This is a genomic window from Streptomyces sp. NPDC001393, from assembly GCF_053597455.1.
This window is the reverse complement of the sequence record NZ_JBSFIH010000087.1, coordinates 1-24,772: the sequence shown is the minus strand read 5'-3', so window position 1 is coordinate 24,772 and position 24,772 is coordinate 1. Positions and strand designations below refer to the sequence as shown.

Below are 24,772 nucleotides of genomic sequence, written 5' to 3'. Positions count from 1 at the left end.
GCCCCGCGGGCCCCGAACCCGTCTACACCGAGTACACCGACGAGCCGGCCGAAGCCGAAGGCGCCGCCCGCCGCATCCGCGAACTGATCGACGCGCCGGGGCCCCGGCACCGCACGGTGGCGCACGGACGCCGGCGATGAGGCGACGACAAGGCGTCCTGCGCGGGCGCGTGCCCCTCGGACACGCACCGGGCCGCCTTCGCGTCACCGCGGAGTGGGGACTCCGCCCGTCGTGCGGGGCCACTGACGTCCGTGGCCCCAGCGGCGGCCGACAGCGAATCTAATCCCGCTCGCCGCTCCGACCGGCGTGGCGGACACAGAATTTGCGGCACTCATACGGCGCCGCGCAGGCCGCCGTCAAAGTGCCGTCAAACAGAGCTGATTCGCCATCAGGGAGCCGTCAAGGCGGGACATGGGTGGCCGAATCCGCTCGCAGACTGATCGGCAACGGGGGACGGGCGACCGCCCGTGGCGGTGACGTTGGAGGGACCGTGGCTCTCACGGCCGGATCAGCGCAGGGTTCTCGGACCGAGCAAGGAGCACCGCCACGGAGAGCGGTCGCCCAACCCGGGGGCAGCCCCGGACCGCGAAGACGAGGGTGTTCGGGGACGGCCGGACCGGGTCCGGGGCTGCGCCCGGGGCAGCGAGCCGTGGCCGCGCGGGCCGCTCTGCGCCGCCGACCTCGACCTCGCGCCCAAGCCGCCGACATCCTGCTGTCCAACGGCGCCGCCGGGAACGGGCGCCTGGACACACCGTACGACAAGGCAGTCGGCTTCTACGGCGGCTCCCGGCGCGAGAACACACCACGGTCACCCTATTGGCCCAGGTCACGTCAAAACAGCGTCAATGTCCTCTGGGCAGGCGCCAAGGATGCGCTAACACGGGCTCCACCCGGCCCTCGGAAGGGCTTTCTTAGGAGCAGTCTCCTTCCATCACGGGGGAGTTGAGCGAGTGAGCGGAGCGCGTCGGCGGCGATGAGTGACGTACGGCCCGGACGACTGAAGGTCTACCTCGGGGCGGCCCCGGGGGTCGGCAAGACCTACCGGATGCTCGACGAGGGGCGGCGCCGTGCCTCGCGCGGGGCGGACGTGGTGGTGGGCTTCGTGGAGTGCCACGGGCGCCCGCACACGGAGGCCATGCTCGACGGCCTCGAGGTCGTCCCGCGCACGTCCTGCACCTATCGCGGCGGGGGCTTCGAGGAGATGGACCTGGCCGCGGTGCTGGCGCGCCGCCCCCAGGTGGCGATCGTGGACGAGTTCGCCCACAGCAACGTCCCCGGTGACGGCCGCAACCCCAAGCGGTGGCAGGACATCGAGGAACTCCTCGCCGACGGCATCGATGTCATCACCGCGGTGAACATCCAGCACCTGGAATCCCTCAACGACGTGGTCGAGAAGATCACCCGCGTCCCGCAGCACGAGACCGTGCCCGACGAGGTCGTACGCCGCGCCTGGCAGATCGAGCTGGTCGACATGCCCCCCGAGGGGCTGCGCCGCCGGATGGCGCACGGCAACATCTACGCCCCGGAGAAGATCGACGCGGCCCTCGCCAACTACTTCCGTCCCGGCAACCTCACCGCGCTGCGGCAGCTGGCGCTGCTGTGGGTGGCCGACCGGGTGGACGAGGCGCTCCAGGAGTACCGCTCGCGGCACGGCATCGGCGGGGTGTGGGAGACCCGGGAGCGGGTCGTCGTCGCCCTGACCGGCGGCCCCGAGGGCGACACGCTCGTCCGGCGGGCCGCCCGGATCGCCGCCCGGTCCGCCGGAGGCGACCTGCTCGCCGTGCACGTGGCCCGCAGCGACGGCCTGGCCGGCGGCGTCTCGGCCGCCTCCCTCGCCCGGCAGCGCCGGCTGGTGGAGGACCTCGGCGGCAGCTACCACTCCGTCGTCGGCGACGACGTGGCCACCGGCCTGGTGGAGTTCGCCCGTGCCGAGAACGCCACCCAGCTCGTCCTCGGCACCAGCAGACGCGGTCGTCTGCAGCGTTTCCTGACCGGGCCCGGCACCGGCGAGACCGTGACCGAGCTGTCCGGCGACATCGACGTCCACCGCGTCACCCACGAGCGGGCCGGACGCGGCACCCTCCTGCCCTCCCGGCGCCGCACGCTCTCCACCGCCCGGCTGATCGCCGGACCGGTGGCCGGGCTCGTTCTGCCGATGCTGCTCACCGCCGTGCTGGCGCAGGTGCGCGGAACGCTGGACCTGACCAGTGAGGCGCTGCTGTTCCTGCTCGCCGTGGTGGGAGTGGCCTGCATAGGCGGGGTCGCCTCGGCGGTGATCGCGTCCGTGACGGCGTCCCTGCTGCTGAACTACTGGTTCATCCCGCCCATCGGCGCCTTCACCCTGGGCGACCCGAACGCGCTGATAGCCCTCGGGGTGTTCGCGGTCGTCGCGGCCATCGTGGCCGGGGTCGTCGACCGCTCGCTGCGGCTGTCCCGGCGCTCGGCGCGGGCCACCGCCGAGGCCGAGACCATGTCGTCCCTGGCCGGCACGATCGTGCGTGGCGAGGCGACGATCCCGGCGCTGCTGGAGCGCACCCGCGAGACCTTCGGCATGGAGTCGGCCGAGTTGGCGGACGAGCCGCCGGATGTGGAAGGGAGCACCTCGGTGCCGGCCGGTCCGGGCGCGTACCTGGTGCTGCGGGGCCGTACCCTCTCCTCCTCCGAGCGGCGGGTACTGGCCGCGTTCGCCGCGCACGTCGGCTCGGCGGTGGAGCGGGCCCGGCTGGCTCAGGCGGCGGCGGAGGTGGAGCCGGTGAAAGCGGCCGACCGGCTGCGCACGGCCCTCCTGCGGGCCGTCGGCCACGACCTGCGTACCCCGCTCGCGGCGGGCTGGGCCGCCGTCACCTCACTGCGCAGCCAGGACGTCGAGTTCACACCGGAAGACCGCGACGAACTCCTCGCCACCGCCGACGAGTCCATGGCCAAGCTCAACCGCCTGGTGGAGAACCTCCTCGACCTCAGCCGCCTGGAGGCCGGCGCCCTCACCCTGAACCTGCGCCCGACCTCCCTGGACGAGGTCCTGCCCATGGCGCTCGCGGACGTGCCGGAGGCCGAGGTGGCGGACGTGGAGGAGATCCCGGCGGTGCTCGCCGACCCGCCGCTGCTGGAGCGGGTGATCGCCAACCTCGCCTCCAACGCCGTCCGCCACACCCCGCCGGGGCACAAGGTGCTGGTCACCGCCAGTGCCCTGGCGGGACGCGTGGAGCTGCGCGTGATCGACCGGGGCCCCGGACTCCCGCAGACCGGCCGGGAGCGGATCTTCGAACCGTTCCAGCGGCTCGGCGACACCGACAACACCACCGGACTCGGCCTCGGCCTGGCCCTCGCCCGGGGCCTGACCGAGGCGATGAACGGCACCCTCACCCCCGAGGACACCCCCGGCGGCGGCCTGACCATGGTCGTGTCACTGCCGTTCGCGGAGCAGCCCGTGGGCGCCGGACCCGCCGAGCAGAGCGCGGGAGGCGCGCGATGAGCAGAGCGGCGGTGGGGCCTGCGGCAGCCGGGGAGCCACGTCACTCCAGTCCGGATGCCTTGAAAACGGCCAGCGCGGTCTCACGGTCCACGCGGGACGACAGACGCCGCACAGCGGTCTGACCGCACAGCAGCAGACCATCGGCCGCGGCCTTCCGGGCGCCCGCCTCGACGCGGTGCCACAGGGCGGGGTTGTTCAGCAGAACGTCGGGATCGATCGCGACGCGCGCGCCGAACGCGTCGCGCAGCAGGAGCCGTTGGGAGACGCCCTCCAGGCAGCGCACGGACACCAGCAGGTCGGTCCGGACCCGGCGCTCGCGCAGCAGCCACCGTGCGGCCAGCCAGTCCTCACCGGCCGTGACCCGGGCCGGCAACAGCACCAGGAACAGCAGCCCAGCCAGCGTGAGCCACAACAGGCCCCGCCACAGCGTGAACTGGCCCAACCCCCAGTCGATGAACAGGAGCAGGGCGAGCAGTACTCCGGCGCACCGGACGGCGTCCCTCACCTCTCGCGCCCAGCAGCGGTCGTGCACCGCGGCCCCGGACGATTCTTCGCCGGCGCGGGCCGGTGACCTGCGCGCCTTCTCGCGGCGTCCCATACCGGTGACGGTAGAGGCGCTCAGGACGGGAACCACGCGTTTTGATGCGGCTCTGATGGCGCATGCCCGTCAAGATCCCGTCAAGGTCGGGCCGGTCGGCGCGAAGATGGCGCAAGGAAGCGCCGAACACTGTCGGAATCGGTCACAACCTGAGTGCGCCGCGCACAAATCGATGTAGCTGCGCGGCTTTCGCCGAAGGAGTACCGCACCCATGACCGTTCTGACCACCGAGCAGCCGGATGCCGTCCCTGCCGGCGAGGAGCCGCCTGATGCCGGCGAGCGGCATCGGCTGACCGCCGTCACTGGGCTCGCGGCGCTGTCGCTGGACGCCATGGCGTCGGTCGCCTACGGCCCGGAGGCGATCGTGCTGGTCCTGGCCGCCGCCGGCGCGCACGGACTCGGCTTCACGCTGCCGGTGACGCTGGCCATCGCCGCCCTGCTGGCGGTGCTGGTCGCCTCGTACCGGCAGGTCATCGCGGCATTCCCGGACGGCGGCGGCTCCTACGCGGTGGCGAAGGCGCATCTGGGGCCGCGGACCAGCCTGGTGGCGGCGGCCTCGCTGATCCTGGACTACGTGCTCAACGTCGCCGTGGCGGTCACGGCCGGCGTGGCCGCGCTGACGTCCGCGTTCCCGGGGCTGTACGGCGACCGGCTGTGGCTGTGCCTGGCGGTGCTCACGCTGATCACGGGGGTGAATCTGCGGGGGATCGTGGAGTCGGCGAAGGCGTTCATCGTGCCGACGGTCGTCTTCGTGGGTGCGATCTTCGTGCTGATCGGCGTCGGTCTGTTCCGCTCCGAGCCGGTCAGTACGGCGACGGCGGCCGGGCACGCCTCGGTCGTCGCCGACAACGCGACCGGTGTCGGAGTCCTGCTCCTGCTGAAAGCATTCGCCTCCGGGTGCTCCGCGCTCACCGGAGTCGAGGCCATCGCCAACGCCGTCCCCTCGTTCCGCGTACCGCGCGTGCGGCGGGCCCAGCGTGCGGAGATCGCCCTCGGTGCCGTACTCGGTCTGATGCTGATCGGTCTGGCGGTGCTGATCGGCCGCTTCCACCTCCAGCCGGTGGCGGGCGTCACGGTGCTGGCGCAGCTCGCGGATGCCTCGCTGGGCCACAACTGGGCGTTCTACGTCATCCAGTTCGCGACGATGATCCTGCTGGCGCTGTCGGCGAACACGTCCTTCGGCGGGCTGCCGGTGCTGCTGAAGCTGCTGGCACGTGACAACTATCTGCCGCATGTGTTCGCGTTGAAGGCCGACCGCCAGGTGCACCGGCACGGCGTGCTGGCCCTCGCCGTCGTCTCGGCCGCGCTCTTGGTCTTCTCCGGCGGGGACACCAACACCCTGGTGCCGATGTTCGCCATCGGGGTCTTCGTCGGCTTCACGATCGCCCAGGTGGGCATGGTCCGGCACTGGCGCCTGGAGCGGCGCCGTGGCTGGCTTGGGAAGGCGCTGCTGAACGGCTTCGGGGCGCTGCTCACCGGTGTCTCGACGGTCGTCGTCACGGCGAGCAAGTTCGCGGAGGGGGCCTGGCTGATCGTGGTGGCGCTGCCGCTGCTGATCGCCGCCTTCGTCGCCGTCCACCGTGCCTACGACCGCATCGCCGAGCGACTCGGCCTGGGCCGTATCCCCGAGCCCCCGCACCGCGACCGCTCCCTGGTGATCGTGCCGGTGTCCTCGCTGTCCCGGCTGACCTCCGAGGCCCTGACGGCCGCCGCCTCCCTCGGCGACGAGGTCCGTGCCGTCACCGTCGGCTACCCGGACCCGGAGGACCGCGCCCAGCTGCACGCCCTGGAGCGAGCCTGGACCGAGTGGGACCCGGGCGTGCCCCTGGTGCGGCTGTCCTGTGAGAGGCGCAGCCTGGGCCGCCCGATCGCCGCGTACGTCCGTGAGGTGGCCGCCGCCGAGCCGGCCACGCGGGTCACGGTGCTGATCCCGGAGGCCGAGCCGGAGCGGTTGTGGCAGCGGCTGCTGCAGAACCAGCGGGGTGCGGTGGTCGCACACGCCGTGCGTCGGGAGACGGACGCGGTGATCTGCCGGCTGCGGTTCCGGCTGCTCTGAAGGGAAACGCTCTGTTACTGGCCGGTAGGGATCGGTGGCCGTAAGAGTCCCGTCAAAGCCGTGGGCGAGGCCGTAAGAGGGCCGTCAACGAGTGTCCAGATCCGGCCAGGGAGGCGGTTTCCTCTAACCGTCCTTGTTTCACCCCCGAACCTCTTCAGGAGTTCACGATGGCCGATCTGGCCTTCGTCGTCACCGTGCTCGCGGGCTTCGCGCTGGTGGCTCTCGTCGCCCGGGGGGTGACGAAGCTGTGACCGTCGAGAACGTCGTCGGCCTGGTCGTGGCCGTCGCTCTGCTGGGCTATCTCGTCCTCGCCCTGATCTTCCCGGAGAGGTTCTGAAGCCAGACATGAGTCCAGAAGTCGCGGGCTTTCTCCAGTTGCTCGCCCTCGTGGGCGCGCTGGCGCTCGCCTACATCCCGCTCGGCACCTACATGGCCAGGGTCTACTCCTCGCCGCGGCACCTGCGCGTCGAGAAGTGGGTCTACAAGGCCATCGGTGCCAACCCCGACGCGGAGATGACCTGGCCCGCCTACCTGCGCGGTGTGCTGGCCTTCTCCGCCGTCAGCGTCCTCTTCCTCTACCTCCTCCAGCGGCTGCAGGGCGTGCTGCCCGGCTCGATGGGCTTCTCGTCGGTCAACCCGGCGCAGTCGTTCAACACGGCCGTGTCGTTCGTGACCAACACCAACTGGCAGTCGTACTACGGCGAACAGACCATGGGTCACGTCGTGCAGACCGCCGGCCTGGCCGTGCAGAACTTCGTCTCCGCGGCCGTCGGCATCGCCGTCGCGGTGGCGCTCGTGCGGGGCTTCGCGCGCTCGCGCACCGGTGAACTGGGCAACTTCTGGTCGGACTTGGTGCGCGGCACGTTGCGCATCCTCGTGCCGGGCGCCGTGATCGCCGCCGTCGTGCTGGTGGCGTGCGGTGCGATTCAGAACTTCTCCGGCATCCATGAGGTCGGCCAGTTCATGGGCGGCTCGCAGCAGTGGAACGGCGGCGCGGTCGCCTCCCAGGAGGCCATCAAGGAGCTGGGCACCAACGGCGGTGGCTTCTTCAACGCCAACTCCGCCCATCCCTTCGAGAACCCCACCCCGTTCACGAACCTGTTCGAGATCTTCCTGATCCTGGTGATCCCGTTCGCGCTGACCCGCACCTTCGGCGTGATGGTCGGCAACGTGAAGCAGGGCTACGCGATCCTCGCCACGATGGTCACCATCTGGCTGGGCTTCACCGTCCTGATGATGTGGACCGAGTTCGCCCACCACGGCCCGGCGCTGCAGGCGGCCGGCGGCGCGATGGAGGGCAAGGAGGTCCGCTTCGGCGTCGGCAGCTCCTCGATCTTCGCGGTGGCGACCACGCTCACCTCGACCGGCGCGGTGGACTCCTTCCACTCCTCCTTCACCGGACTCGGCGGCGGCATCACCATGCTGAGCATGATGCTGGGCGAGATCGCGCCCGGCGGCACCGGCTCCGGCCTCTACGGCATCCTGATCATGGCGGTCATCGCGGTGTTCATCGCCGGTCTGATGGTCGGCCGCACGCCCGAGTACCTGGGCAAGAAGATCGGCGGCCGCGAGATGAAGCTCGCCGCCTGCTACATCCTGATCACCCCCGCCCTGGTGCTGGTCTTCACCGCGGCCTCCATGGCGCTGCCGACCCCGCCGCACTCCATGCTCAACTCCGGTGCGCACGGGTTCTCCGAGGTGCTGTACGCGTTCACGTCGGCGTCGAACAACAACGGATCGGCCTTCGCCGGTCTGAACGCGAACACGGACTGGTTCAACACCATGACCGGGCTCGCGATGCTGCTCGGCCGCTTCCTGCCGATGGTGTTCGTGCTGGCGCTGGCCGGCTCGCTCGCCGAGCAGACGCCGGTCCCGGTCACCGCGGGCACCCTGCGCACCGAGAAGCCGCTGTTCACCGGGCTGCTGGTGGGCGCGATCCTGATCATCACCGGTCTGACCTACTTCCCGGCGCTGGCGCTGGGTCCGCTGGCCGAGGGGCTGGCGTCATGACGACCCGAACGGAAAACCACGAGGACGCGATGTCCACACCCACCCTGGCGCCCCACCAGGACGCGCCGACCGGGCGCAAGCCCGCCGAGGGCCGTGTCGGAGCGGGCCTTTTCGACCCCAAGGCACTGGTCAAGTCGCTGCCGGAAGCCTTCCGCAAGCTCGACCCGCGGGTGATGGTCAAGTCCCCCGTGATGTTCGTGGTGTGGATCGGCTCCGTGCTCACCACCGTCTTCTCCTTCCAGCACCCGGGCGACTGGTTCGGCTGGACCATCAGCGCCTGGCTGTGGCTGACCGTCATCTTCGCCAACCTCGCCGAGGCCGTCGCCGAGGGCCGCGGCAAGGCTCAGGCCGACACCCTGCGCAAGGCCAAGACCGACACCGTCGCCCGCCGGCTCCTGGCGGACGGCACCGAGGAGCAGGTCCCCGGCACCGCGCTGACCATCGGTGACCTGGTGGTCTGCGAGGCCGGTGACGTCATCCCCGGTGACGGCGATGTCGTCGAGGGGGTCGCCTCGGTGGACGAGTCGGCCATCACCGGCGAGTCCGCCCCGGTCATCCGCGAGTCCGGCGGCGACCGGTCGGCGGTGACAGGCGGTACGAAGGTGCTGTCCGACCGGATCGTCATCAAGATCACGACGAAGCCCGGCGAGACCTTCATCGACCGGATGATCAGTCTGGTCGAGGGCGCCGCCCGGCAGAAGACGCCCAACGAGATCGCGCTCAACATCCTGCTGGCCTCGCTGACCATCGTCTTCCTGCTGGCCTGCGCCACGCTGCCGCCGTTCGCCACGTACGCGGGCACGCACCTGACCATGGTCGTGCTGGTGGCCCTGCTGGTCTGTCTGATCCCGACCACGATCGGCGCCCTGCTCTCCGCGATCGGGATCGCGGGCATGGACCGGCTGGTGCAGCGCAATGTGCTCGCCATGTCCGGGCGCGCGGTCGAGGCCGCCGGTGACGTCTCCACGCTGCTGCTGGACAAGACCGGCACGATCACGCTCGGCAACCGCCAGGCCGCCGAGTTCGTGCCGGTGAGGGGCACCACCGAGGCGGAGGTCGCGGACGCGGCCCAGCTGTCCTCGCTGGCCGACGAGACCCCCGAGGGCCGCTCCATCGTCGTCCTGGCGAAGGAGAAGTACGGGCTGCGCGAGCGCCACCAGGGCGAGCTGGCCGGTGCCGAGTGGATCGAGTTCACCGCCCAGACCCGGATGTCGGGCGTGGACGTCGACGGCCGGAAGATCCGCAAGGGCGCCACCGCCTCGGTGATCGCCTGGGTGAAGGAGCAGGGCGGCACGGTCGCCGAGGACGCGGACGGCACGGCCAACCGGATCTCCGAGGCGGGCGGCACTCCGCTGCTGGTCGCCGTGGACGACGCCGACGGCGCCCGCGTGCTGGGTGTCATCCACCTCAAGGACGTCGTCAAGGAGGGCATGCGGGAGCGGTTCGAGGAACTGCGCCGCATGGGCATCAAGACGGTCATGATCACGGGCGACAACCCGCTGACCGCCAAGGCGATCGCCGAGGAGGCGGGCGTCGACGACTTCCTCGCGGAGGCCACCCCCGAGGACAAGATGGCCCTCATCAAGCGGGAGCAGGCCGGCGGCAAGCTGGTCGCGATGACCGGTGACGGCACCAACGACGCCCCGGCCCTCGCGCAGGCGGACGTCGGCGTGGCGATGAACACCGGCACGTCGGCCGCCAAGGAGGCCGGCAACATGGTCGACCTCGACTCCAACCCGACCAAGCTGATCGAGATCGTGGAGATCGGCAAGCAACTCCTCATCACCCGGGGGGCGCTGACGACCTTCTCCATCGCCAACGACGTCGCGAAGTACTTCGCGATCATCCCGGCGCTGTTCGCGGCGGTCTACCCGGGCCTGGACAAGCTGAACATCATGCACCTGTCCTCGCCCAACTCCGCGATCCTGTCGGCCGTCGTCTTCAACGCGCTGATCATCGTCGCGCTGGTGCCGCTGTCCCTGAAGGGCGTGCGCTACCGGCCGATGAGCGCCGACAAGATGCTCCGCCGCAACCTCGGGATCTACGGCATCGGCGGACTGATCGCGCCCTTCATCGGCATCAAGATCATCGACATGCTCATCTCCCTCATCCCCGGAATCGGCTGATCGCCATGAACAACTCCGTAACGAACACCGCCCGGTTGCTCGGGGCGGGCCTGCGGGCCCTCCTCGTGCTGACCCTGGTGACCGGCGTCATCTACCCGCTGGTCGTCACCGGCATCGCCCAGGGGCTGTTCAGCGACAAGGCGAACGGCTCCGAGATCAAGGCGGACGGCAAGGTCGTCGGCTCGTCCCTGATCGGCCAGTCCTACAACCTGCCGCCGAAGAAGGGGCAGCAGACCCCCGACCCGGACCTGAAATGGTTCCAGGGCCGCCCGCAGAACGGTCTCGGTACCAACAGCGTCAACACGCAGTACAAGCTGATCCTTTCGGGCGCCACCAACCTGTCCGCGGACAGCAAGGTGCTCCTCAAGCAGGTGCAGGACGCCCAAGCCGCCGTGGTGCAGGACAACTCGGTGCCCGGCTACACGGTCAGGCCCTCGGACGTCCCCGCGGATGCGGTGACCTCCTCCGGCTCAGGACTGGACCCGGACATCTCCCCGGCCTACGCCGAACTCCAGGTGCACCGGATCGCTGCGCGGAACGGCCTCTCGGTCGCCCAGGTCGAGAAGCTGGTCAAGGACCACACGGCCGGCCGCACCCTGGGCTTCATCGGCGAACCACGGGTGAACGTCCTGGAGCTCAACACCGCGCTCAAGGACCTCGTGGCGAAGAAGTGACCGCCTTACGCGATCCGCGACGGGAGTCGGTACCTCGGGGTGCCGACTCCCGCAGCCATGACAGGAGAGGCACACACCCATGACCAGGGTGCTAGTGGTGGAGGACGACCCGCAGCTCGTACGGGCCCTCGTCATCAACTTGCAGGCACGTCACTACGGCGTGGACGCCGCCCCCGACGGCGCCACGGCCCTCCGGCTCGCCGCCGCGCGGCAGCCCGACGTGGTCCTGCTGGACCTCGGCCTGCCCGACATGGACGGTGTCGACATCATCAAGGGTCTGCGGGGCTGGAGCCGCGTGCCGATCCTGGTCCTGTCCGCCCGCCAGGCGTCCGACGAGAAGGTCTCCGCCCTCGACGCCGGCGCCGACGACTACATCACCAAGCCGTTCAGCATGGACGAGCTGCTCGCCCGGCTGCGCGCCGCCGTCCGCCGGACCGAGGACACCCCGCTGGTCCCCGAGACGACACTGGTCGAGACGGAGCACTTCACCCTGGACCTGCTCGCCAAGAAGGCCGTACGGGACGGGCGGGACGTACGGCTGACCCCGACCGAGTGGCACCTGCTGGAGATACTGGTCACCAACCCGGGCCGGCTGATCACCCAGAAACAGCTGCTCCAGGAGGTCTGGGGCGTCTCGCAGAGCAACAAGACCAACTATCTGCGGGTCTACATGGCGCAGTTGCGCAGGAAGCTGGAGACGGACCCCTCCCACCCCCGCTATCTGATCACCGAGCCCGGCATGGGCTATCGCTTCGAAGGATGACATGGCACGCGGCAAGCTCCGGATCTACCTCGGCGCGGCACCCGGCGTCGGCAAGACCTACGCCATGCTGTCGGAGGCACACCGACGTATCGAGCGGGGCACCGACTGCGTGGTCGCCTTCGTCGAACACCATCACCGGCCGCGCACGGAGGTGATGCTGCACGGCCTGGAGCAGGTGCCGCGCAGACAGCTGGAGTACCGGGGCGCCACGTTCGGCGAGATGGACGTCGACGCCGTCCTGCGGCGTGCTCCGGCCGTCGCCCTGGTGGACGAACTCGCCCACACCAACGTCCCCGGCTCCCGCAACACCAAGCGCTGGCAGGACGTCGAGGAACTGCTCGCCGCGGGGATCGACGTCGTCTCGACCGTCAACATCCAGCACCTGGAGTCACTCGGCGACGTCGTGGAGTCGATCACGGGCGTGCGGCAGCGCGAGACCGTCCCCGACGAGGTCGTACGACGCGCCGACCAGATAGAGCTGGTCGACATGTCCCCCGAGGCGCTGCGCCGCCGTATGGCGCACGGGAACGTCTACAAGCCGGACAAGATCGACGCGGCCCTGTCCAACTACTTCCGCCCCGGCAACCTGACCGCCCTGCGCGAGCTGGCGCTGCTGTGGGTGGCGGACCGCGTCGACGAGTACCTGACCGCCTACCGCAGCGAACACCGCGTCTCCAAGATCTGGGGTTCCCGCGAGCGGATCGTGGTCGGCCTGACCGGCGGCCCCGAGGGACACACCCTGATACGGCGCGCCGTGCGGCTCGCGGAGAAGGGCGCCGGCGGCGAGGTGCTCGCCGTCTACATATCCCGCAGTGACGGGCTGACCTCGGCCTCCCCGAAGGAACTGGCCGTCCAGCGCACGTTGGTCGAGGACCTCGGTGGCACCTTCCACCATGTCGTCGGCGACGACATAGCGGCCGCCCTGCTGGACTTCGCCCGCGGCGTCAACGCCACCCAGATCGTGCTGGGCGTCTCGCGTCGCCCCAGCTGGCAGTACGTCCTCGGGCCCGGGGTCGGCGCCACGGTGGCCGTGGAGTCCGGTCCGGACCTCGACGTGCACCTCATCACGCACGACGAGGCGGGCAAGGGCCGTGGACTGCCGGTGGCCCGCGGCGCCCGTCTCGGACGCTCCCGGGTCATCTGGGGCTGGGCCGTGGGAGTGCTGGGCCCCGCCGTGCTCACCTGGCTGCTCACCAGTGCCGTGCCGGACGTCGGCCTCGCCAACGACATGCTGCTGTTCCTGACCCTGACGGTGGCAGCGGCCCTGGTGGGCGGCCTCTTCCCCGCGCTCGCCTCCGCGGTGGTCGGCTCCCTGCTGCTCAACTGGTACTTCACCCCGCCCGTCCACACCCTGACGATCGCCGACCCGAAGAACATCGTCGCCATCGCGATCTTCGTCGGGGTCGCCGTGTCCGTGGCCTCGGTGGTGGACCTCGCCGCCCGCCGCACCCACCAGGCGGCCCGGCTGCGCGCCGAGTCGGAGATCCTCTCCTTCCTCGCGGGCAACGTCCTGCGCGGCGAGACCACTCTGGAGGCGCTGCTGGAACGGGTCCGGGAAACCTTCGGCATGGAGTCGGTGGCCTTGCTGGAGCGGACGGGTGAGACGGAACCCTGGACCTGCGCCGGCAGTGTCGGACCGCAGCCCGCCGAGGTTCCGGAGGACGCGGACGTCGACGTCCCCGTCGGCGACCACATGGCCCTCTCCCTGCGCGGCCGCGTCCTGCCCGCCGCCGACCGCCGCGTGCTGGCCGCGTTCGCCGCGCAGGCCGCCGTCGTCCTGGACCGCCAGCGCCTGCAGCGCGAAGCCGATCGCGCCAAGGAACTGGCCGAGGGCAACCGCATCAGGACCGCGCTGCTCGCCGCCGTCAGCCATGACCTGCGCACCCCGCTCGCGGGCATCAAGGCCGCGGTGACCTCACTCAGGTCGGACGACGTCGAGTGGTCCGCACAGGACCAGGCGGAGCTGCTGCAGGCCATCGAGGAGGGCGCCGACCGGCTCGACCACCTCGTCGGCAACCTTCTGGACATGTCCCGCCTGCAGACCGGCACCGTCACCCCCATCATCCGCGAGAGCGACCTCGACGAGGTCGTGCCCATGGCGCTGGGCGGGGTGCCGGAGGACAGCGTGGACCTGGACATTCCCGAGACTCTGCCCATGGTGTGGGTCGACCGGGGCCTGCTGGAGCGGGCCGTCGCCAACGTCGTCGAGAACGCCGTCAAATACAGTCCGCCGGGGGAGAGGGTGCTGGTGTCCGCGAGTGCCCTGGCCGACCGGGTCGAACTGCGGGTCGTGGACGGCGGGCCCGGTGTCCCGGACGAGGCCAAGGACCGCATCTTCGAGCCCTTCCAGCGGTACGGCGACTCGCCGCGCGGTGTCGGCGTCGGCCTCGGACTCGCGGTCGCCCGCGGCTTCACCGAGGCCATAGGCGGCACCCTGCACGCCGAGGACACGCCCGGCGGCGGCCTCACCATGGTGCTCGCCGTACCGACGGCCCCGGCGCGGCGTCCGGAGCAGCCGGCCCTGCCGACCGCCGCCGCCCACCGAGGAGGTCAGGCGCCGGGCGGTACGGTCTCGAACTCCCGCTGAAGACGCTCCATGTCCAGCGGCAGCCGCAGGGCATTCCTCCGGTGCACGGCTGTCAGCGCTGCCTGCAGCGGCGACGGCGGCACCGCGAGAACGGGGCACGCGGCGCGGGCGAGGCAGTAGCGGCTGACCGACGGCCACAGCGCACGGTGCAGTCGGCCGCGCCCGCCTGCGCCGACCACGAGGATGTCGCCCTCCCGGCCGGCGGTCCGCACCAGAGTCGGCCCGGGAGCGCCTCGTGCGACGAGCGCCTGCCCGGGCAGCCCGGTGTCCGTGCTGCCGAACACGTCACGCAGCGCCTTGAGCAACCTCTCCCGCGCCAGCCGGTCCCACTCCTCGACCATGACGGCCGCGGCCGGGAACCTCCGGGCGGCGGGATCCCCGCCGGGCGGCTCCCAGGCCAGCACCGGCCAGAGCTCCGCCCCTCGGCGCCGGGCCTCGTCGGCCGCCCGGCTCAAGGCGGTGAGACTGCCGGGCGAACCGCTCACTCCCACCACGAAACGAGCGGTTGAGGACGGACGGGACTGGGACATCGCTTTCACCGTTCTGCACGCGCCGGCAGCGGCTTCCGGGCCGGCGATTCTTCTCGGAACCGCTTCCATCTCACCTCTGCCCAAGGCTTTCGAACAGCCCGCACGCCCGTTCTTGGCGCCCTTCTGACGGCCTTTCCCCTGCCCTCTCACCAGGGGTGTCAGCATCCCGTCAAGGTCGCCCGGATCACTGTCAGCGTCCCGTCAGGGCGCGTCCGGAACCCGGGACCAACGGGCATACGGTCGAGGGCGAGCCCCGGTCCGCCTCCCCGCGTCCGGGGCCACACCAGATCCCTCGCTCCCTGCCTTCCGGGAGGCATGCCATGACAGAACTCCGCTACGGCGAAGACCCCGAGCCCTCCGATCCGTCCCCGGCCGAACCCCTGTACGTCCCGGTCCGGCCGGGCCCCTCCGGCTGTGCGGCCCGGCTCTTCCGCACCCCGCTCGGCGACCGCACGGCCGTCGGCTTCACCTCCGCACTCCGCCTGACCACCACCCTCGGACCCGACCAGGCGTGGATCCGTCTCGCCGAGCCCGCGCTGCGGGCGCTGGCCGCCCCGCTCGGTGTCACCACCGTCACGGTGGACCCGCAGTTCACCGCGCCGGCCCCCAGGCCGATGCCCGCGCCGGCACCGGCGTTCGCAGCCTGAAAGGGGAGGACACGATGACCACGGTTCACGAACCTGCCATTGCGGCCGCCGAGTTGGCGGTATGGCCCGCCTCCGCCACCGAGTCCGGTCCGGGCGCCCTCGCCGTGGGCGGCGTACCGCTCGCCGAGGTCGCCGACCGCTTCGGCACCCCCGTCTACGTCCTGGACGAGGCCGAGGTCCGCGACCGCTGCCGCACCTACCGGGACGCTTTCCCCGACGCCGAAGTCCTGTACGCGGCCAAGGCGTTCCTGTGCCGGGCCATGGCCCACTGGATGGACGAGGAGGGCCTCGGCCTCGACGTCTGCTCCGCCGGTGAACTCGAACTGGCCGTCACCACCGGCTTCCCGGCCGAGCGGATCGTGCTGCACGGCAACGCCAAGTCGCCGCGCGACCTGGACACCGCGCTGCGCCTGGGCGTCGGCCGGATCGTCATCGACAGCCCCTCGGAGATCGCGAGGCTGGCGGCGGCCGTCGGCCCGGACGGGCACCAGAAGGTGATGGTGCGTGTGGTGCCCGGGATCAGCGCGGGCGGTCACGAGAAGATCCGCACCGGAACGGACGACCAGAAGTTCGGCCTGCCGATCGCGGACGGCTACGCCCAGCACGCCATCGCCCGCATCCTCGACCAGCCCCAGCTGGAACTCACCGGCCTGCACTGCCACCTGGGCTCTCAGATCACGAGTGTCAAGCCGTACCTCATCGCCGTGCGCCGCTTGGTCGGGCTGATGGCCCGCCTGCACGAGCAGCACGGACTGGTCCTGCCCGAACTCGACCTCGGCGGTGGCCACGGCATCGCCTACCGCCCCGGTGAGCCGGCCCTGGACCTGACGGCGCTGGCCCGCAAGGTCCGCGCGGAACTCGCCGACGCCTGCACGACGGCCGGGCTGCCCGTTCCCCGGCTGATCATCGAGCCGGGGCGGGCCATCGCAGGCCCCGCCGGGATCGCCGTGTACCGCGTCCTGTCCGTGAAGCACACGGGCAGCCACGTGTTCGTGGCCGTGGACGGCGGCATGAGCGACAACCCGCGCCCGGCCCTGTACGGCGTCCGGTACACGCCGCGCCTGATCGGCCGGCACAGCACGGCGGAGCGCGCCCGGGTCACCGTGGTCGGCCGGCACTGCGAGGCGGGTGACGTTCTGGCCGCCGACACGGAACTCCCCGCCGACACCCGCCCCGGAGACCTGCTCGCCGTCCCCGTGGCCGGCGCCTACCACCTGTCCATGGCCTCCGGCTACAACCTGGTCGGCCGCCCGCCGGTGGTGGCCGTGCACGACGGATCCGCCCGCCTTCTCGTACGCCGCGAGTCCCTGGAGGACATCCGCAGCCGTGACGTGGGCCTGTAGCCCCAGATGACTCCCGGGCGGGTCGGTCTTCCCTCACCACGCCGACCGGCCCGCCCGGGCCATACCGGGAAGCGCACGCCTGCCACCGGCGCCCTGGCAAAAAACTCCATCAGGGCCTGACCCAGCTCGTCGAACGCCACGCCCCGCAACTGCTCATACCGGTGGGCATCGGCCCGGACAGCTCCGTCGCGCTCCCCGAGCGCCCGGCCACTGAGGCGTCGCCGCCGAGAGGTCTTCAACCTGGTCAGGACGGTACCCAGGGTCCCCCCGTCATAGGGGCGTCTGTGAGAGCGGAGTGCGACGAGAAGCCCCGCGGGTGCGGCCTGGCGGGGCTTCCGAACAGGTGGGTTACAACGCCGGTGCGGGCGGCCAAGACAAGGCGGTTCCCGGGGGCGGTGCAGGAACCCTGCGCGAGCAGCCGACCCGCCGCACGACGGCACGCCCCGGTGCGAAATACTCTCCCGATGAGTTCACGCACTTCCCCGATCAGGCAGCCGATTACGATACGGAGGGCCGTTGCGCGGGATGCCAAACGGCTCACGCGGCTCGTGCGTGGCTCAGGCGCCTACGCGGGTAAGTACGCAGCCGCAGTCGCGGGCTACCGGGTCGGGCCTGATTACATCGAGGCCCACCGCGCCTTTGTGGCCGTCGGTGCCGACGAGAATGGAGGCCGGGTCCTCGGGTTCTACTCGCTCGTCCTCGTTCCACCGGAGCTCGACCTGCTGTTCGTCGCCGACGAAGCGCAAGGACGGGGTATTGGGTCGCTGCTCGTCGCGCACATGCAGTCCGAGGCCCGTGCCGCCGGGCTCGACCGTGTCAAGGTCGTGTCGCATCTTCCCGCCGCGGACTTCTACCACCGCGCAGGTGCAGTGCGGATCGGGACCGCGCTCGCGAACCCGCCCGCCGTCCTGTGGGACCGTCCCGAATTCGAGTTTCGCGTTTCTTCGGAATGACGCGGTTTGCCGGTTTGCCGGTTTGCAGGACACCCGGCTTCGCCTGCATGGTGGCCGGCCATTCCCAGCACGTCTCTGGGCGCCGGCCGAGCACGGATGCCATCGTGGCCCGGCCCTTGCCGGTCCGTATCCGCAGGTGGACGACCCGCTCTCCGTCGCCCAGGTCGCCCAGGTCCAGCGGTTCGTCCAGACCGACCGCGTGCGCCAGGCGCGCAAGGATCTCCGCCCGCGGATGCCGTTCGCCGGAGAGGTAGAAGCTGACCGCCCTGCTGCTGGTCCCGGCCGCTCTGGCGATGGCCGCCACGGTGAGGGCGCCTTCCTCCCTGGCGGCGCGCACACGTACGCAATCGAAGCCGTATGGGGCTGGGGAGTTGCACGTGTTCTACACGCCGCAGACGGAGGAGATCGCGTGGGCGAGTGGGCAGGTGCGGTCGGACAACCACCTGCTGGCACTGATGGTGCAGCTGAAGTGCTTCAACCGGATGGGCTATTTCCCCCGGCTGGATGACGTCCCGGAGGCAGCGGCCCACATCCGCCGAGACCTCGGGCTGGGCGAGGACGTCGCCGCGGTGTACGACTCGGACCGGACCCGGGGCCATCATCGGATGCTGATCCGCCGGCGGTAGCGAGGTCGTGTCGGACATTCAGCAAGACCGCCGTCGTCGTCATCACCGCGAAGTTCGCCGGCGCAAGGTCTTCGACCTCGCCACCGCGGAGGTCCGTCTTGCTTGACCTCTTGCGCGTCAGTCCGGCAGCCAGTGCAGCTCGTGCGCCAGGGTTTTGGCGACGGCGCGGATGCGGCGGTGTAGTCGCGACTGCTCGCGTGGGAGGACCAGGTGGAACGTCAGGCTGGGCGCGCCCCGCAGCGGTCGCCAGGTGAGACCGGCCGGTTGTGCCGTGACCGCGGCTTCTCCGGCCGGGGCGAGGGTGACCCCGTCGCGCAGGTCACGCTGAGACATGTCGAAAGAGACTGCGGGCGTGTGGAATCGGGGGTGTGGTCGGGTGTCTCGGAACAGTGCGGACAGCTGATCGTGGATCACGGGGTTGGCCGCACGGTCCGGGAGTCGCAGCGGATACGCGGCCGCGTCGGCGATCTCGATCTCCGGGTGTTCGGCCAGCGGATGGTGCTGCGCCAGCTGGACCCCGGTGCGCTCACGTCGCAGCAGGAACCGGCGCACGCCACGGCCCGGCTGTTCACCGCGGGTGATCCCGGCATCGATGCGGCCGTCGGCGACCGCGGGGGAGATCTCCGGTGTCGCCATCGGGACCGCGCCGACCTCGAGTCCGCTGTTGCCGCGCATCAGCCTGTCCACCAGGGCCGGTGCCGTCTCGGCCCCGGCGCTGAGGCTGTATCCGATGCGCAGCGTGCCCAGTTCACCGGCCGCCGCGCTCCGGGCGGTCTCCCATGCCCGGTCCAGCGCCGCCAGCGCGGGCGGCGCGGACTCCGCCAAAGCCGCACCGGCCGTGGTCAATACGACGCTACGCGTGTTGCGGACCAGCAGGGCCGTACCGAGTTCCGCCTCCAATCGGCGCATCCGGGCGCTGAGTGCGGGCTGTGCGATACCGATCCGTGCGGCCGCGCGGGTGAAGTTCAACTCCTGCGCCAGCACCAGGAAGTACCGCAGGCTCACCGTATCCGGCGCCACGTGCCCTCCCTGCCGATTGATAACGATCCGTTCTGAGTCTATCCCGTACCGGTCTTTCCCTCGACGGCACATCAAGCCCTAGCCTGCGCATATGACGATTCAACTGACGGCAGTACCCGTCGCCGGGATCGATCGATCCGAGTGTCAATTCGAAGTCGGACCTGTCCGGCCGAACACAGGAGGTTTCCATGGCTAAGGGCTACTGGGTCAGTGTCTACCCCGCCACTTCCGACCCTGAGGCGCTGACTGCCTACGACAAGCTGGCCGGTCCGGCTGTCCAGGCTGGGGGCGGGCGCGTCCTGTCCCTCCTCCCGTCCCGTGGCGGTCGAGTCGTGGCCCACGAGGCCGGAATCACGCAGCGCGTCGTTTTGATCGAGTTCCACAGCTTCGAACAGGCCGTCGCGGCATACGAGAGCGAGGCATACCAGAAGGCCCTGGCGGCCCTCCCCGACGGCTACGAGCGCGACTTCCGCATCATCGACAGCATCGACTGACCGGCGGGCCCAGCCATCGCTGAGCATCCGTCACCTGAAACGCACACGGTGCTGAACGACGACTCACGAGACGAGTTCGAAGCGATACCCCGCGTCCCAGTTCGTCGTCGACGTCCTCGACGGCCTGATCCCTGTCGGCGGCTCGCCGCGCTACCCGACGTCGAGCAACTTGCCTGACTTGCCTGACCCGGCGATCAAGCTCTGACCTGTCACAACGGCGATTCACCCTAGATAACCGTCGTGGTTGGGCAGTGGCTCGTCATGGACTGGACGAGCCTGAGGACGAATGGGACGCGTCGGCGGACGAGGACGACGGGCCGATCCTGGAGCCGTGTGACGGCTGTGGCCGGATGATGGAGCTGGGCAGCCTGTATGAGGGCGATGCCCCGCTGCTCGGCGTGTTCCCGGACTCGTCGGCGGTGTATGAGCTCAGCCCGGCGAACGACGGCAAGCGGATGGTGATGGTCTGCTCGTCCACCTGCATGGACGAGCACGCCGGGCGTTTCCGGCAGCGGCCGTTCGTCGAGGAAGAGCTGTGGGCGGGCAAGATCTTCCGCGCCAGGCGTTGGATTTGGTCGTCTGGGTTGCGCATGCTCTCGGCCTGGATGCGGTCGATGATGTGCCACGCCCACTCGTCGAGGTTGACGATGCGTGGCGCGAGGCCCTGCGGATGTAGGAACACTCGGGGAACGCTCACCGGCGGTGCGAATCGGTTCGAGCTGGGGGGGCGTCCAGGCGGGTCTGCGGGTAGACCGGTGCGAATCCGGCCTCAAGGAGCAGGTCATTGCGCTCGCGGATCGGCACCTCCAGAGATTCGGCCAGCCGGATGATCATTGATCGGCCGGGGGTGGACCGTCCGCTCTCGATGAAGCTGACGTGCCGCTGCGTGGTTCCGGCACGCATGGCCAGTTCCAGCTGGCTGACGCGCCGCCGAGTGCGCCACTCACGCAACGCTCCGGCGAGACCGCCTCTGGTCGATGCGCTGCTCACCCCTCTTGTGTAACCCGCTCAGCTGCCGACCCGCGATTCCCTGCGAGGAATTGCCGCGTGACAGCCAGCGGCTGCACGGTCGTTGCCGCACGCCGACCATTGTGCAACCGAGGGGAACAGCCATGGCAGACATATCCATCCACAACCTCACCGACCGCTACGTTGCCGTGTGGAACGAACCCGATGCGAAGCGACGCCGCGCCGCGATTCGCGAGCTGTGGTCCGCCGATGCGGTCCACGTGCTGCAGCCTCCCAAGGAGATCCTGCAGACCGCTGCCGGGCTGGGCTTCGACCGTCTCGTTCTGGAGGCGCGCGGGCACCGCGCGCTGGAGTTCCGGGTGAAGCGCGCCTACGAGGAGTTCGTCGCGCCGGGCACCTTCGTCTTCCGGTCGCGCTGCAACACCGACAGGCTCCACGACGTCGTCAAGTTCAACTGGGAGATGGCGCCCCGGAACGGTGGTGAGGTCGCCGGCGTCGGACTGGAGATCCTCATGCTCGGCCCCGACGGCCGCATCGTCAGCGACTACCAGTTCATCGAAGGATGACCGCAATGATGGCAATGCTCCCATCGAGGGTGCGCAGTTACCACCTCAGCACCGGCGGCGGTATCGATGGCCTGTCGCTGAGCACGCACGAGCCACGCACACCCGGGGAGGGGGAGGTCGCGGTCGCGGTCCACGCCACCTCGCTCAGCTTCCGCGAACTTCTCGTGCTACGAGGACAGTACGTGCTGCCCGTCAAACCGGGCGTCATACCGGTTTCGGACGGTGCCGGCGAGGTCATCGCTGTCGGGCCGGATGTCCGGCGGGTACGCCCAGGCGACCGCGTCACCGCCGCACTGTTCCCGCGGTGGCTGGACGGCCCGCTGGAACCGGCGTACCTGCCGCAGCTGGGTGGCTCGCTCGACGGAATGCTGACCGAGCTGGCCGTCCTCCCCGAGGACGCCCTCGTGCCCATCCCCGACCACCTCTCCTACGCCGAGGCGGCAACTCTCCCCTGTGCCGCCGTCACGGCGTGGAACGCCCTGACCGGCGACGGCCGCGGAGTCCGGCGCGGACAGACCGTGCTGGCCACCGGCTCCGGCGGCGTGTCGCTGTTCACGGTGCAGTTCGCCAAACTCCTGGGCGCGAGAGTAATCGCCACGACAGGCCGCGCGGACAAGGAACGGCGCCTTCGCGATCTGGGAGCCGACGAGGTCATCAACTACCGCGACATTCCGAACTGGCACACGGCTACCCGCGAACTCACCGCCGGACGAGGGGTCGACCGCGTCGTCGACACGGCCGGAACGCTGGAGCAGTCGCTGAAGTCAGTCGCCGTCGACGGACATATCGCCTTCGTCGGGTCCGTCTCCGGCAACTGGCCACCGGTCGACCCTCGTCTGCTGTTCGGCGTCGCCGCTACGGTCCGGGCGTTGGCCGTCGGCAGTCGCGCTCAGTTCACCTCAATGAACAACGTCATCACCGCGCATCAGCTCCGACCAGTCCTCGACCAGGTGTTCCCGTTCGAAGAAGCCATGGCAGCGTACCGGTACTACGAATCGGCCAGCCCGTTCGGAAAGGTAATCATCAAGATCAGATAGCCGGCGAGCGAGCGTGGCCGGGGGGGGTCCCCCGCACGCTCGGTCAACGGCAGACCGGTACGCGTCGTGCGAGCTAGATGATCTGTCCCAAGGGGTGCCTTGAGACGAGAACGAGGGTGTTCAGGATCGTTTTGTAGGGCGCTCGTCCGGAAAGCCGCCGCAGTGCCGCTCTGCTGGCGGCGTCCCTGGTCATCGTGACGGCGCTCGCGGTGGCCGACGCCACCTCGGCGCTCGGCCGGTTCCTGGAGGTACTGCATCCGTGACTCTGCCTGCCACGGCGCAAGGCGTCGGCGGGACCGGATCCACAAACAACTATTGACGTGTCCTTGACCGCTGCCTCCAACTCCGTTCGCACGGTGCAGGGTTAGGCTCGCGAGGCGACTCATGCCCCGGCGACCCCGGGGCGTGCCTGCGCCAGCACAGCCCATGACGAACCGTCATTCGCGGAGTTGGGGGAATCGCCATGCGCACACGTACAAGAGCGTCTCTCGTGGCCGCCGCCGCTGCATATCTGCTCGTCGCCGCCGTCAGCAGTGCCGCGGCCTCCGGCGACAGTCAGCCCGTTCACCTGGTCTCGCCGAGCGACCCCTACGCCGCCTGTGACATCAGCGGCGACGGGACCGGCACAAACTACCCGTCCGCGGAGGACGAGCCGTACGTCACCGTCTCCCCGCGCGACCCGCGCAACGCGGTCGGCATCTTCCAGCAGGACCGCTGGTCGAACGGCGGCGCCAGAGGGCTGACCGCCACCTACACCCACGACGGACGGCACTTCACCGAGACCCCGCTGCCGTTCTCGCACTGCGCGCCGGACGGGCTCAACTACCAGCGGGCCTCGGACGGCTGGGTGAGCACCGGTCCGGACGGCACCGTCTACGCCAGCGGCCTGGTGTTCGACGCCACCGACGCACGCAACGGAGTCGCCGCGTCGACGTCGTACGACGGCGGGCGCACCTGGAAGCACACGACCCCCCTGATCGACGACACGCAGACCCAGTTCAGCGACGACAAGAACGCCGTCACCGCCGACCCCGTCCACCCCGGCGTCGCCTACCAGGTCTGGGACCGCATCGACGAGGACGACTCCGCCAAGGTCTACGACGGACCCGCCTACATCTCCATCACCCGCGACGGCGGCCGGCACTGGACCAAGGCACGCCCGTTCGTGGACACCTCCGTCGTCCCGCACTCGCAGACCATCGGCAACGTCATCGTCGTCGACCCGCGCACCGACACCCTGTACGACGTCTTCGACTGGCAGACCTACGACATCGACTACACGACCGGCACCTTCACACCCACCGACCTGCACTTCGCCGTCGTCAAGTCGACCGACCAGGGCCGCACGTGGAGCAAGCCGGTCACCATCGCCAAGGACACGGCCGCGCCCGAAGTCGATCCCAACGCCCCCACCGACGCGACCAAGACCCTGCGGGCGGGCGGCGACCTGCCGAACGTCGCCATCGACCCGCAGACCGGTGAGCTGTACGTCGCCTACGAAGGATCGGACTTCAGCGGTGGCGGCTACGACTCCGTGGAGCTGATCCACTCCACCGACGGCGGGCGGACCTGGTCGGCCCCCGGACGGGTCAACTCTGTCGCCTCCGCACCCGCCTTCACGCCCTCGATCAGTGTGGACGCGCATGGCACGGTCGCGATCACCTACTACGACCTGCGCTACCTCACCGCCGGGAACACCACCACACTGCCCACCGCCGCCTGGCTGCTCACCTTCCCCCGTGGTGCGGAAAACCGTGCCACCGAGCGCCGTGTCTCCCGTGTCTTCGACTGGCTCCAGGCCCCTTACGCTGGAGGCCACTTCCTCGGCGATTATGAGGGCCTCGCCACGGATGGCCGCTTCGGAGTACGGCCACTGTTCATCGAGACCAATGCCAACGTGCCGCAGGACTCCACGGACGCCTACAGCGGGCTGTTCCACACCGGCAGGCACAACGGCCCCTTTGCCGAGGCCACGACCACAGCCCCAGCGCGCACCGCAGGAACGCTGGGAGCCCGGCCGCACAGGCTCGTCCGGTGATCGAAGAGGCGTCGCAAAGAGGCTGCAGCTTCCGGAACTTCGGGTTCATGTGAGGCGCAAGGTAAACAACCCGCCATTTTTCCTGTGAGCCCTTTGTGTGGCTGTTGTGGTCACGCCAAGATCCCCCCTGCGCCGGGACACCCTCATGTGCCCGGTGCAGGGAGGAGCGGGCATGTTGCCCCCGAAGCACCAACGACGGTTCATCACCTGCACCGTCGTAGCGGCCGCGTTCGGACTGGTGACCACCCAGTCGTTCGCGGCGT

20 protein-coding genes and 1 pseudogene are annotated in these 24,772 nt (G+C 70.2%); 16 read left to right on the top strand and 5 right to left on the bottom strand.

Going from position 1 to position 24,772, the window contains the following annotated elements:
- Positions 1–973: 973 nt before the first annotated feature.
- Complete coding sequence (locus ACWC2T_RS43210) at positions 974–3,472, top strand: ATP-binding protein (protein ID WP_450675775.1); 2,499 nt, start codon at positions 974–976, stop codon at positions 3,470–3,472.
- Between the two features lie 40 nt (positions 3,473–3,512).
- Here the strand turns inward: ACWC2T_RS43210 and ACWC2T_RS43205 are convergent, their stop codons facing one another.
- On the bottom strand, positions 3,513–4,070 hold the full coding sequence (locus ACWC2T_RS43205; RefSeq protein WP_450675774.1) for a hypothetical protein: 558 nt from the start codon (positions 4,068–4,070) through the stop codon (positions 3,513–3,515).
- Positions 4,071–4,281: 211 nt separating this feature from the next.
- Between ACWC2T_RS43205 and ACWC2T_RS43200 the strand changes: the two genes are divergently transcribed.
- From ACWC2T_RS43200 to ACWC2T_RS43170, 7 genes are all read left to right on the top strand, one after another.
- Positions 4,282–6,126, top strand: coding sequence for an APC family permease (locus ACWC2T_RS43200; protein ID WP_450675773.1), 1,845 nt, complete (start codon positions 4,282–4,284; stop codon positions 6,124–6,126).
- Positions 6,127–6,373: 247 nt separating this feature from the next.
- Positions 6,374–6,463: a K(+)-transporting ATPase subunit F gene (gene kdpF / locus ACWC2T_RS43195; RefSeq protein ID WP_037770757.1), complete on the top strand. Its 90-nt coding sequence runs from the start codon at positions 6,374–6,376 to the stop codon at positions 6,461–6,463.
- 8 nt (positions 6,464–6,471) lie between these two features.
- On the top strand, positions 6,472–8,136 hold the full coding sequence (kdpA, locus tag ACWC2T_RS43190) for a potassium-transporting ATPase subunit KdpA (protein ID WP_450675772.1): 1,665 nt from the start codon (positions 6,472–6,474) through the stop codon (positions 8,134–8,136).
- Positions 8,133–10,262 carry a potassium-transporting ATPase subunit KdpB gene (gene kdpB / locus ACWC2T_RS43185; protein WP_450675771.1) on the top strand — a complete coding sequence of 710 codons (2,130 nt, stop codon included), beginning with the start codon at positions 8,133–8,135 and terminating at the stop codon, positions 10,260–10,262. Before kdpA ends, kdpB begins: the two co-directional genes overlap by 4 nt.
- Before the next feature lie 5 nt (positions 10,263–10,267).
- Positions 10,268–10,936 (top strand): potassium-transporting ATPase subunit C, encoded by a 669-nt coding sequence (locus ACWC2T_RS43180; protein WP_450675770.1) that lies wholly within the window; start codon positions 10,268–10,270, stop codon positions 10,934–10,936.
- A 79-nt stretch (positions 10,937–11,015) separates the two neighbouring features.
- Positions 11,016–11,699 (top strand): response regulator, encoded by a 684-nt coding sequence (locus ACWC2T_RS43175; RefSeq protein WP_450675769.1) that lies wholly within the window; start codon positions 11,016–11,018, stop codon positions 11,697–11,699.
- A gap of 1 nt (position 11,700) precedes the next feature.
- Complete coding sequence (locus tag ACWC2T_RS43170; RefSeq protein ID WP_450675768.1) at positions 11,701–14,286, top strand: DUF4118 domain-containing protein; 2,586 nt, start codon at positions 11,701–11,703, stop codon at positions 14,284–14,286.
- Here the strand turns inward: ACWC2T_RS43170 and ACWC2T_RS43165 are convergent.
- Positions 14,250–14,816, bottom strand: a complete 567-nt coding sequence (locus tag ACWC2T_RS43165) for a universal stress protein (protein ID WP_450675767.1) — start codon at positions 14,814–14,816, stop codon at positions 14,250–14,252. The two genes, ACWC2T_RS43170 and ACWC2T_RS43165, sit on opposite strands and share 37 nt — an antisense overlap.
- Positions 14,817–15,136: 320 nt before the next feature.
- On the opposite strand from ACWC2T_RS43165, the gene ACWC2T_RS43160 reads away from it, so the two are divergent.
- The 3 genes from ACWC2T_RS43160 to ACWC2T_RS43150 all read left to right on the top strand — a co-directional run bounded on the left by ACWC2T_RS43160 (position 15,137) and on the right by ACWC2T_RS43150 (position 17,759).
- Positions 15,137–15,463: an SAV_915 family protein gene (locus ACWC2T_RS43160; protein WP_450675766.1), complete on the top strand. Its 327-nt coding sequence runs from the start codon at positions 15,137–15,139 to the stop codon at positions 15,461–15,463.
- Positions 15,464–15,477: 14 nt separating this feature from the next.
- Positions 15,478–16,806, top strand: coding sequence for a diaminopimelate decarboxylase (lysA, locus tag ACWC2T_RS43155; protein WP_450675765.1), 1,329 nt, complete (start codon positions 15,478–15,480; stop codon positions 16,804–16,806).
- Between the two features lie 464 nt (positions 16,807–17,270).
- On the top strand, positions 17,271–17,759 hold the full coding sequence (locus ACWC2T_RS43150; protein ID WP_450675764.1) for a GNAT family N-acetyltransferase: 489 nt from the start codon (positions 17,271–17,273) through the stop codon (positions 17,757–17,759).
- 190 nt (positions 17,760–17,949) lie between these two features.
- On the opposite strand, the pseudogene ACWC2T_RS43145 reads toward ACWC2T_RS43150, so the two are convergent.
- Positions 17,950–18,096: pseudogene (locus tag ACWC2T_RS43145) on the bottom strand (helix-turn-helix domain-containing protein); the annotation flags it as partial.
- On the opposite strand from ACWC2T_RS43145, the gene ACWC2T_RS43140 reads away from it, so the two are divergent.
- Positions 18,053–18,385 (top strand): DUF4158 domain-containing protein, encoded by a 333-nt coding sequence (locus ACWC2T_RS43140; protein WP_450675763.1) that lies wholly within the window; start codon positions 18,053–18,055, stop codon positions 18,383–18,385. The pseudogene ACWC2T_RS43145 and the gene ACWC2T_RS43140 overlap by 44 nt on opposite strands.
- Positions 18,386–18,502: 117 nt before the next feature.
- Here ACWC2T_RS43140 and ACWC2T_RS43135 read toward each other — a convergent pair whose 3' ends face one another.
- Entirely contained in the window at positions 18,503–19,405 is a 903-nt protein-coding gene (locus tag ACWC2T_RS43135; protein ID WP_450675762.1) for a LysR substrate-binding domain-containing protein, read from the bottom strand.
- A gap of 188 nt (positions 19,406–19,593) precedes the next feature.
- Between ACWC2T_RS43135 and ACWC2T_RS43130 the strand changes: the two genes are divergently transcribed.
- Positions 19,594–19,899 carry a DUF1330 domain-containing protein gene (locus ACWC2T_RS43130; RefSeq protein ID WP_450675761.1) on the top strand — a complete coding sequence of 102 codons (306 nt, stop codon included), beginning with the start codon at positions 19,594–19,596 and terminating at the stop codon, positions 19,897–19,899.
- A 693-nt stretch (positions 19,900–20,592) separates the two neighbouring features.
- On the opposite strand, the gene ACWC2T_RS43125 is transcribed toward ACWC2T_RS43130, so the two are convergent.
- Positions 20,593–20,889 carry a helix-turn-helix domain-containing protein gene (locus ACWC2T_RS43125; protein ID WP_450675760.1) on the bottom strand — a complete coding sequence of 99 codons (297 nt, stop codon included), beginning with the start codon at positions 20,887–20,889 and terminating at the stop codon, positions 20,593–20,595.
- 122 nt (positions 20,890–21,011) lie between these two features.
- Here ACWC2T_RS43125 and ACWC2T_RS43120 point away from each other — a divergent pair, with 122 nt between their 5' ends.
- From ACWC2T_RS43120 to ACWC2T_RS43110, 3 genes are all read left to right on the top strand, one after another.
- Positions 21,012–21,434, top strand: a complete 423-nt coding sequence (locus ACWC2T_RS43120; RefSeq protein ID WP_450675759.1) for a hypothetical protein — start codon at positions 21,012–21,014, stop codon at positions 21,432–21,434.
- 5 nt (positions 21,435–21,439) lie between these two features.
- Positions 21,440–22,471, top strand: coding sequence for a zinc-dependent alcohol dehydrogenase family protein (locus tag ACWC2T_RS43115; RefSeq protein ID WP_450675758.1), 1,032 nt, complete (start codon positions 21,440–21,442; stop codon positions 22,469–22,471).
- Between the two features lie 463 nt (positions 22,472–22,934).
- Positions 22,935–24,509 (top strand): sialidase family protein, encoded by a 1,575-nt coding sequence (locus tag ACWC2T_RS43110; RefSeq protein ID WP_450675757.1) that lies wholly within the window; start codon positions 22,935–22,937, stop codon positions 24,507–24,509.
- The last annotated feature ends 263 nt before the right edge of the window (positions 24,510–24,772 follow it).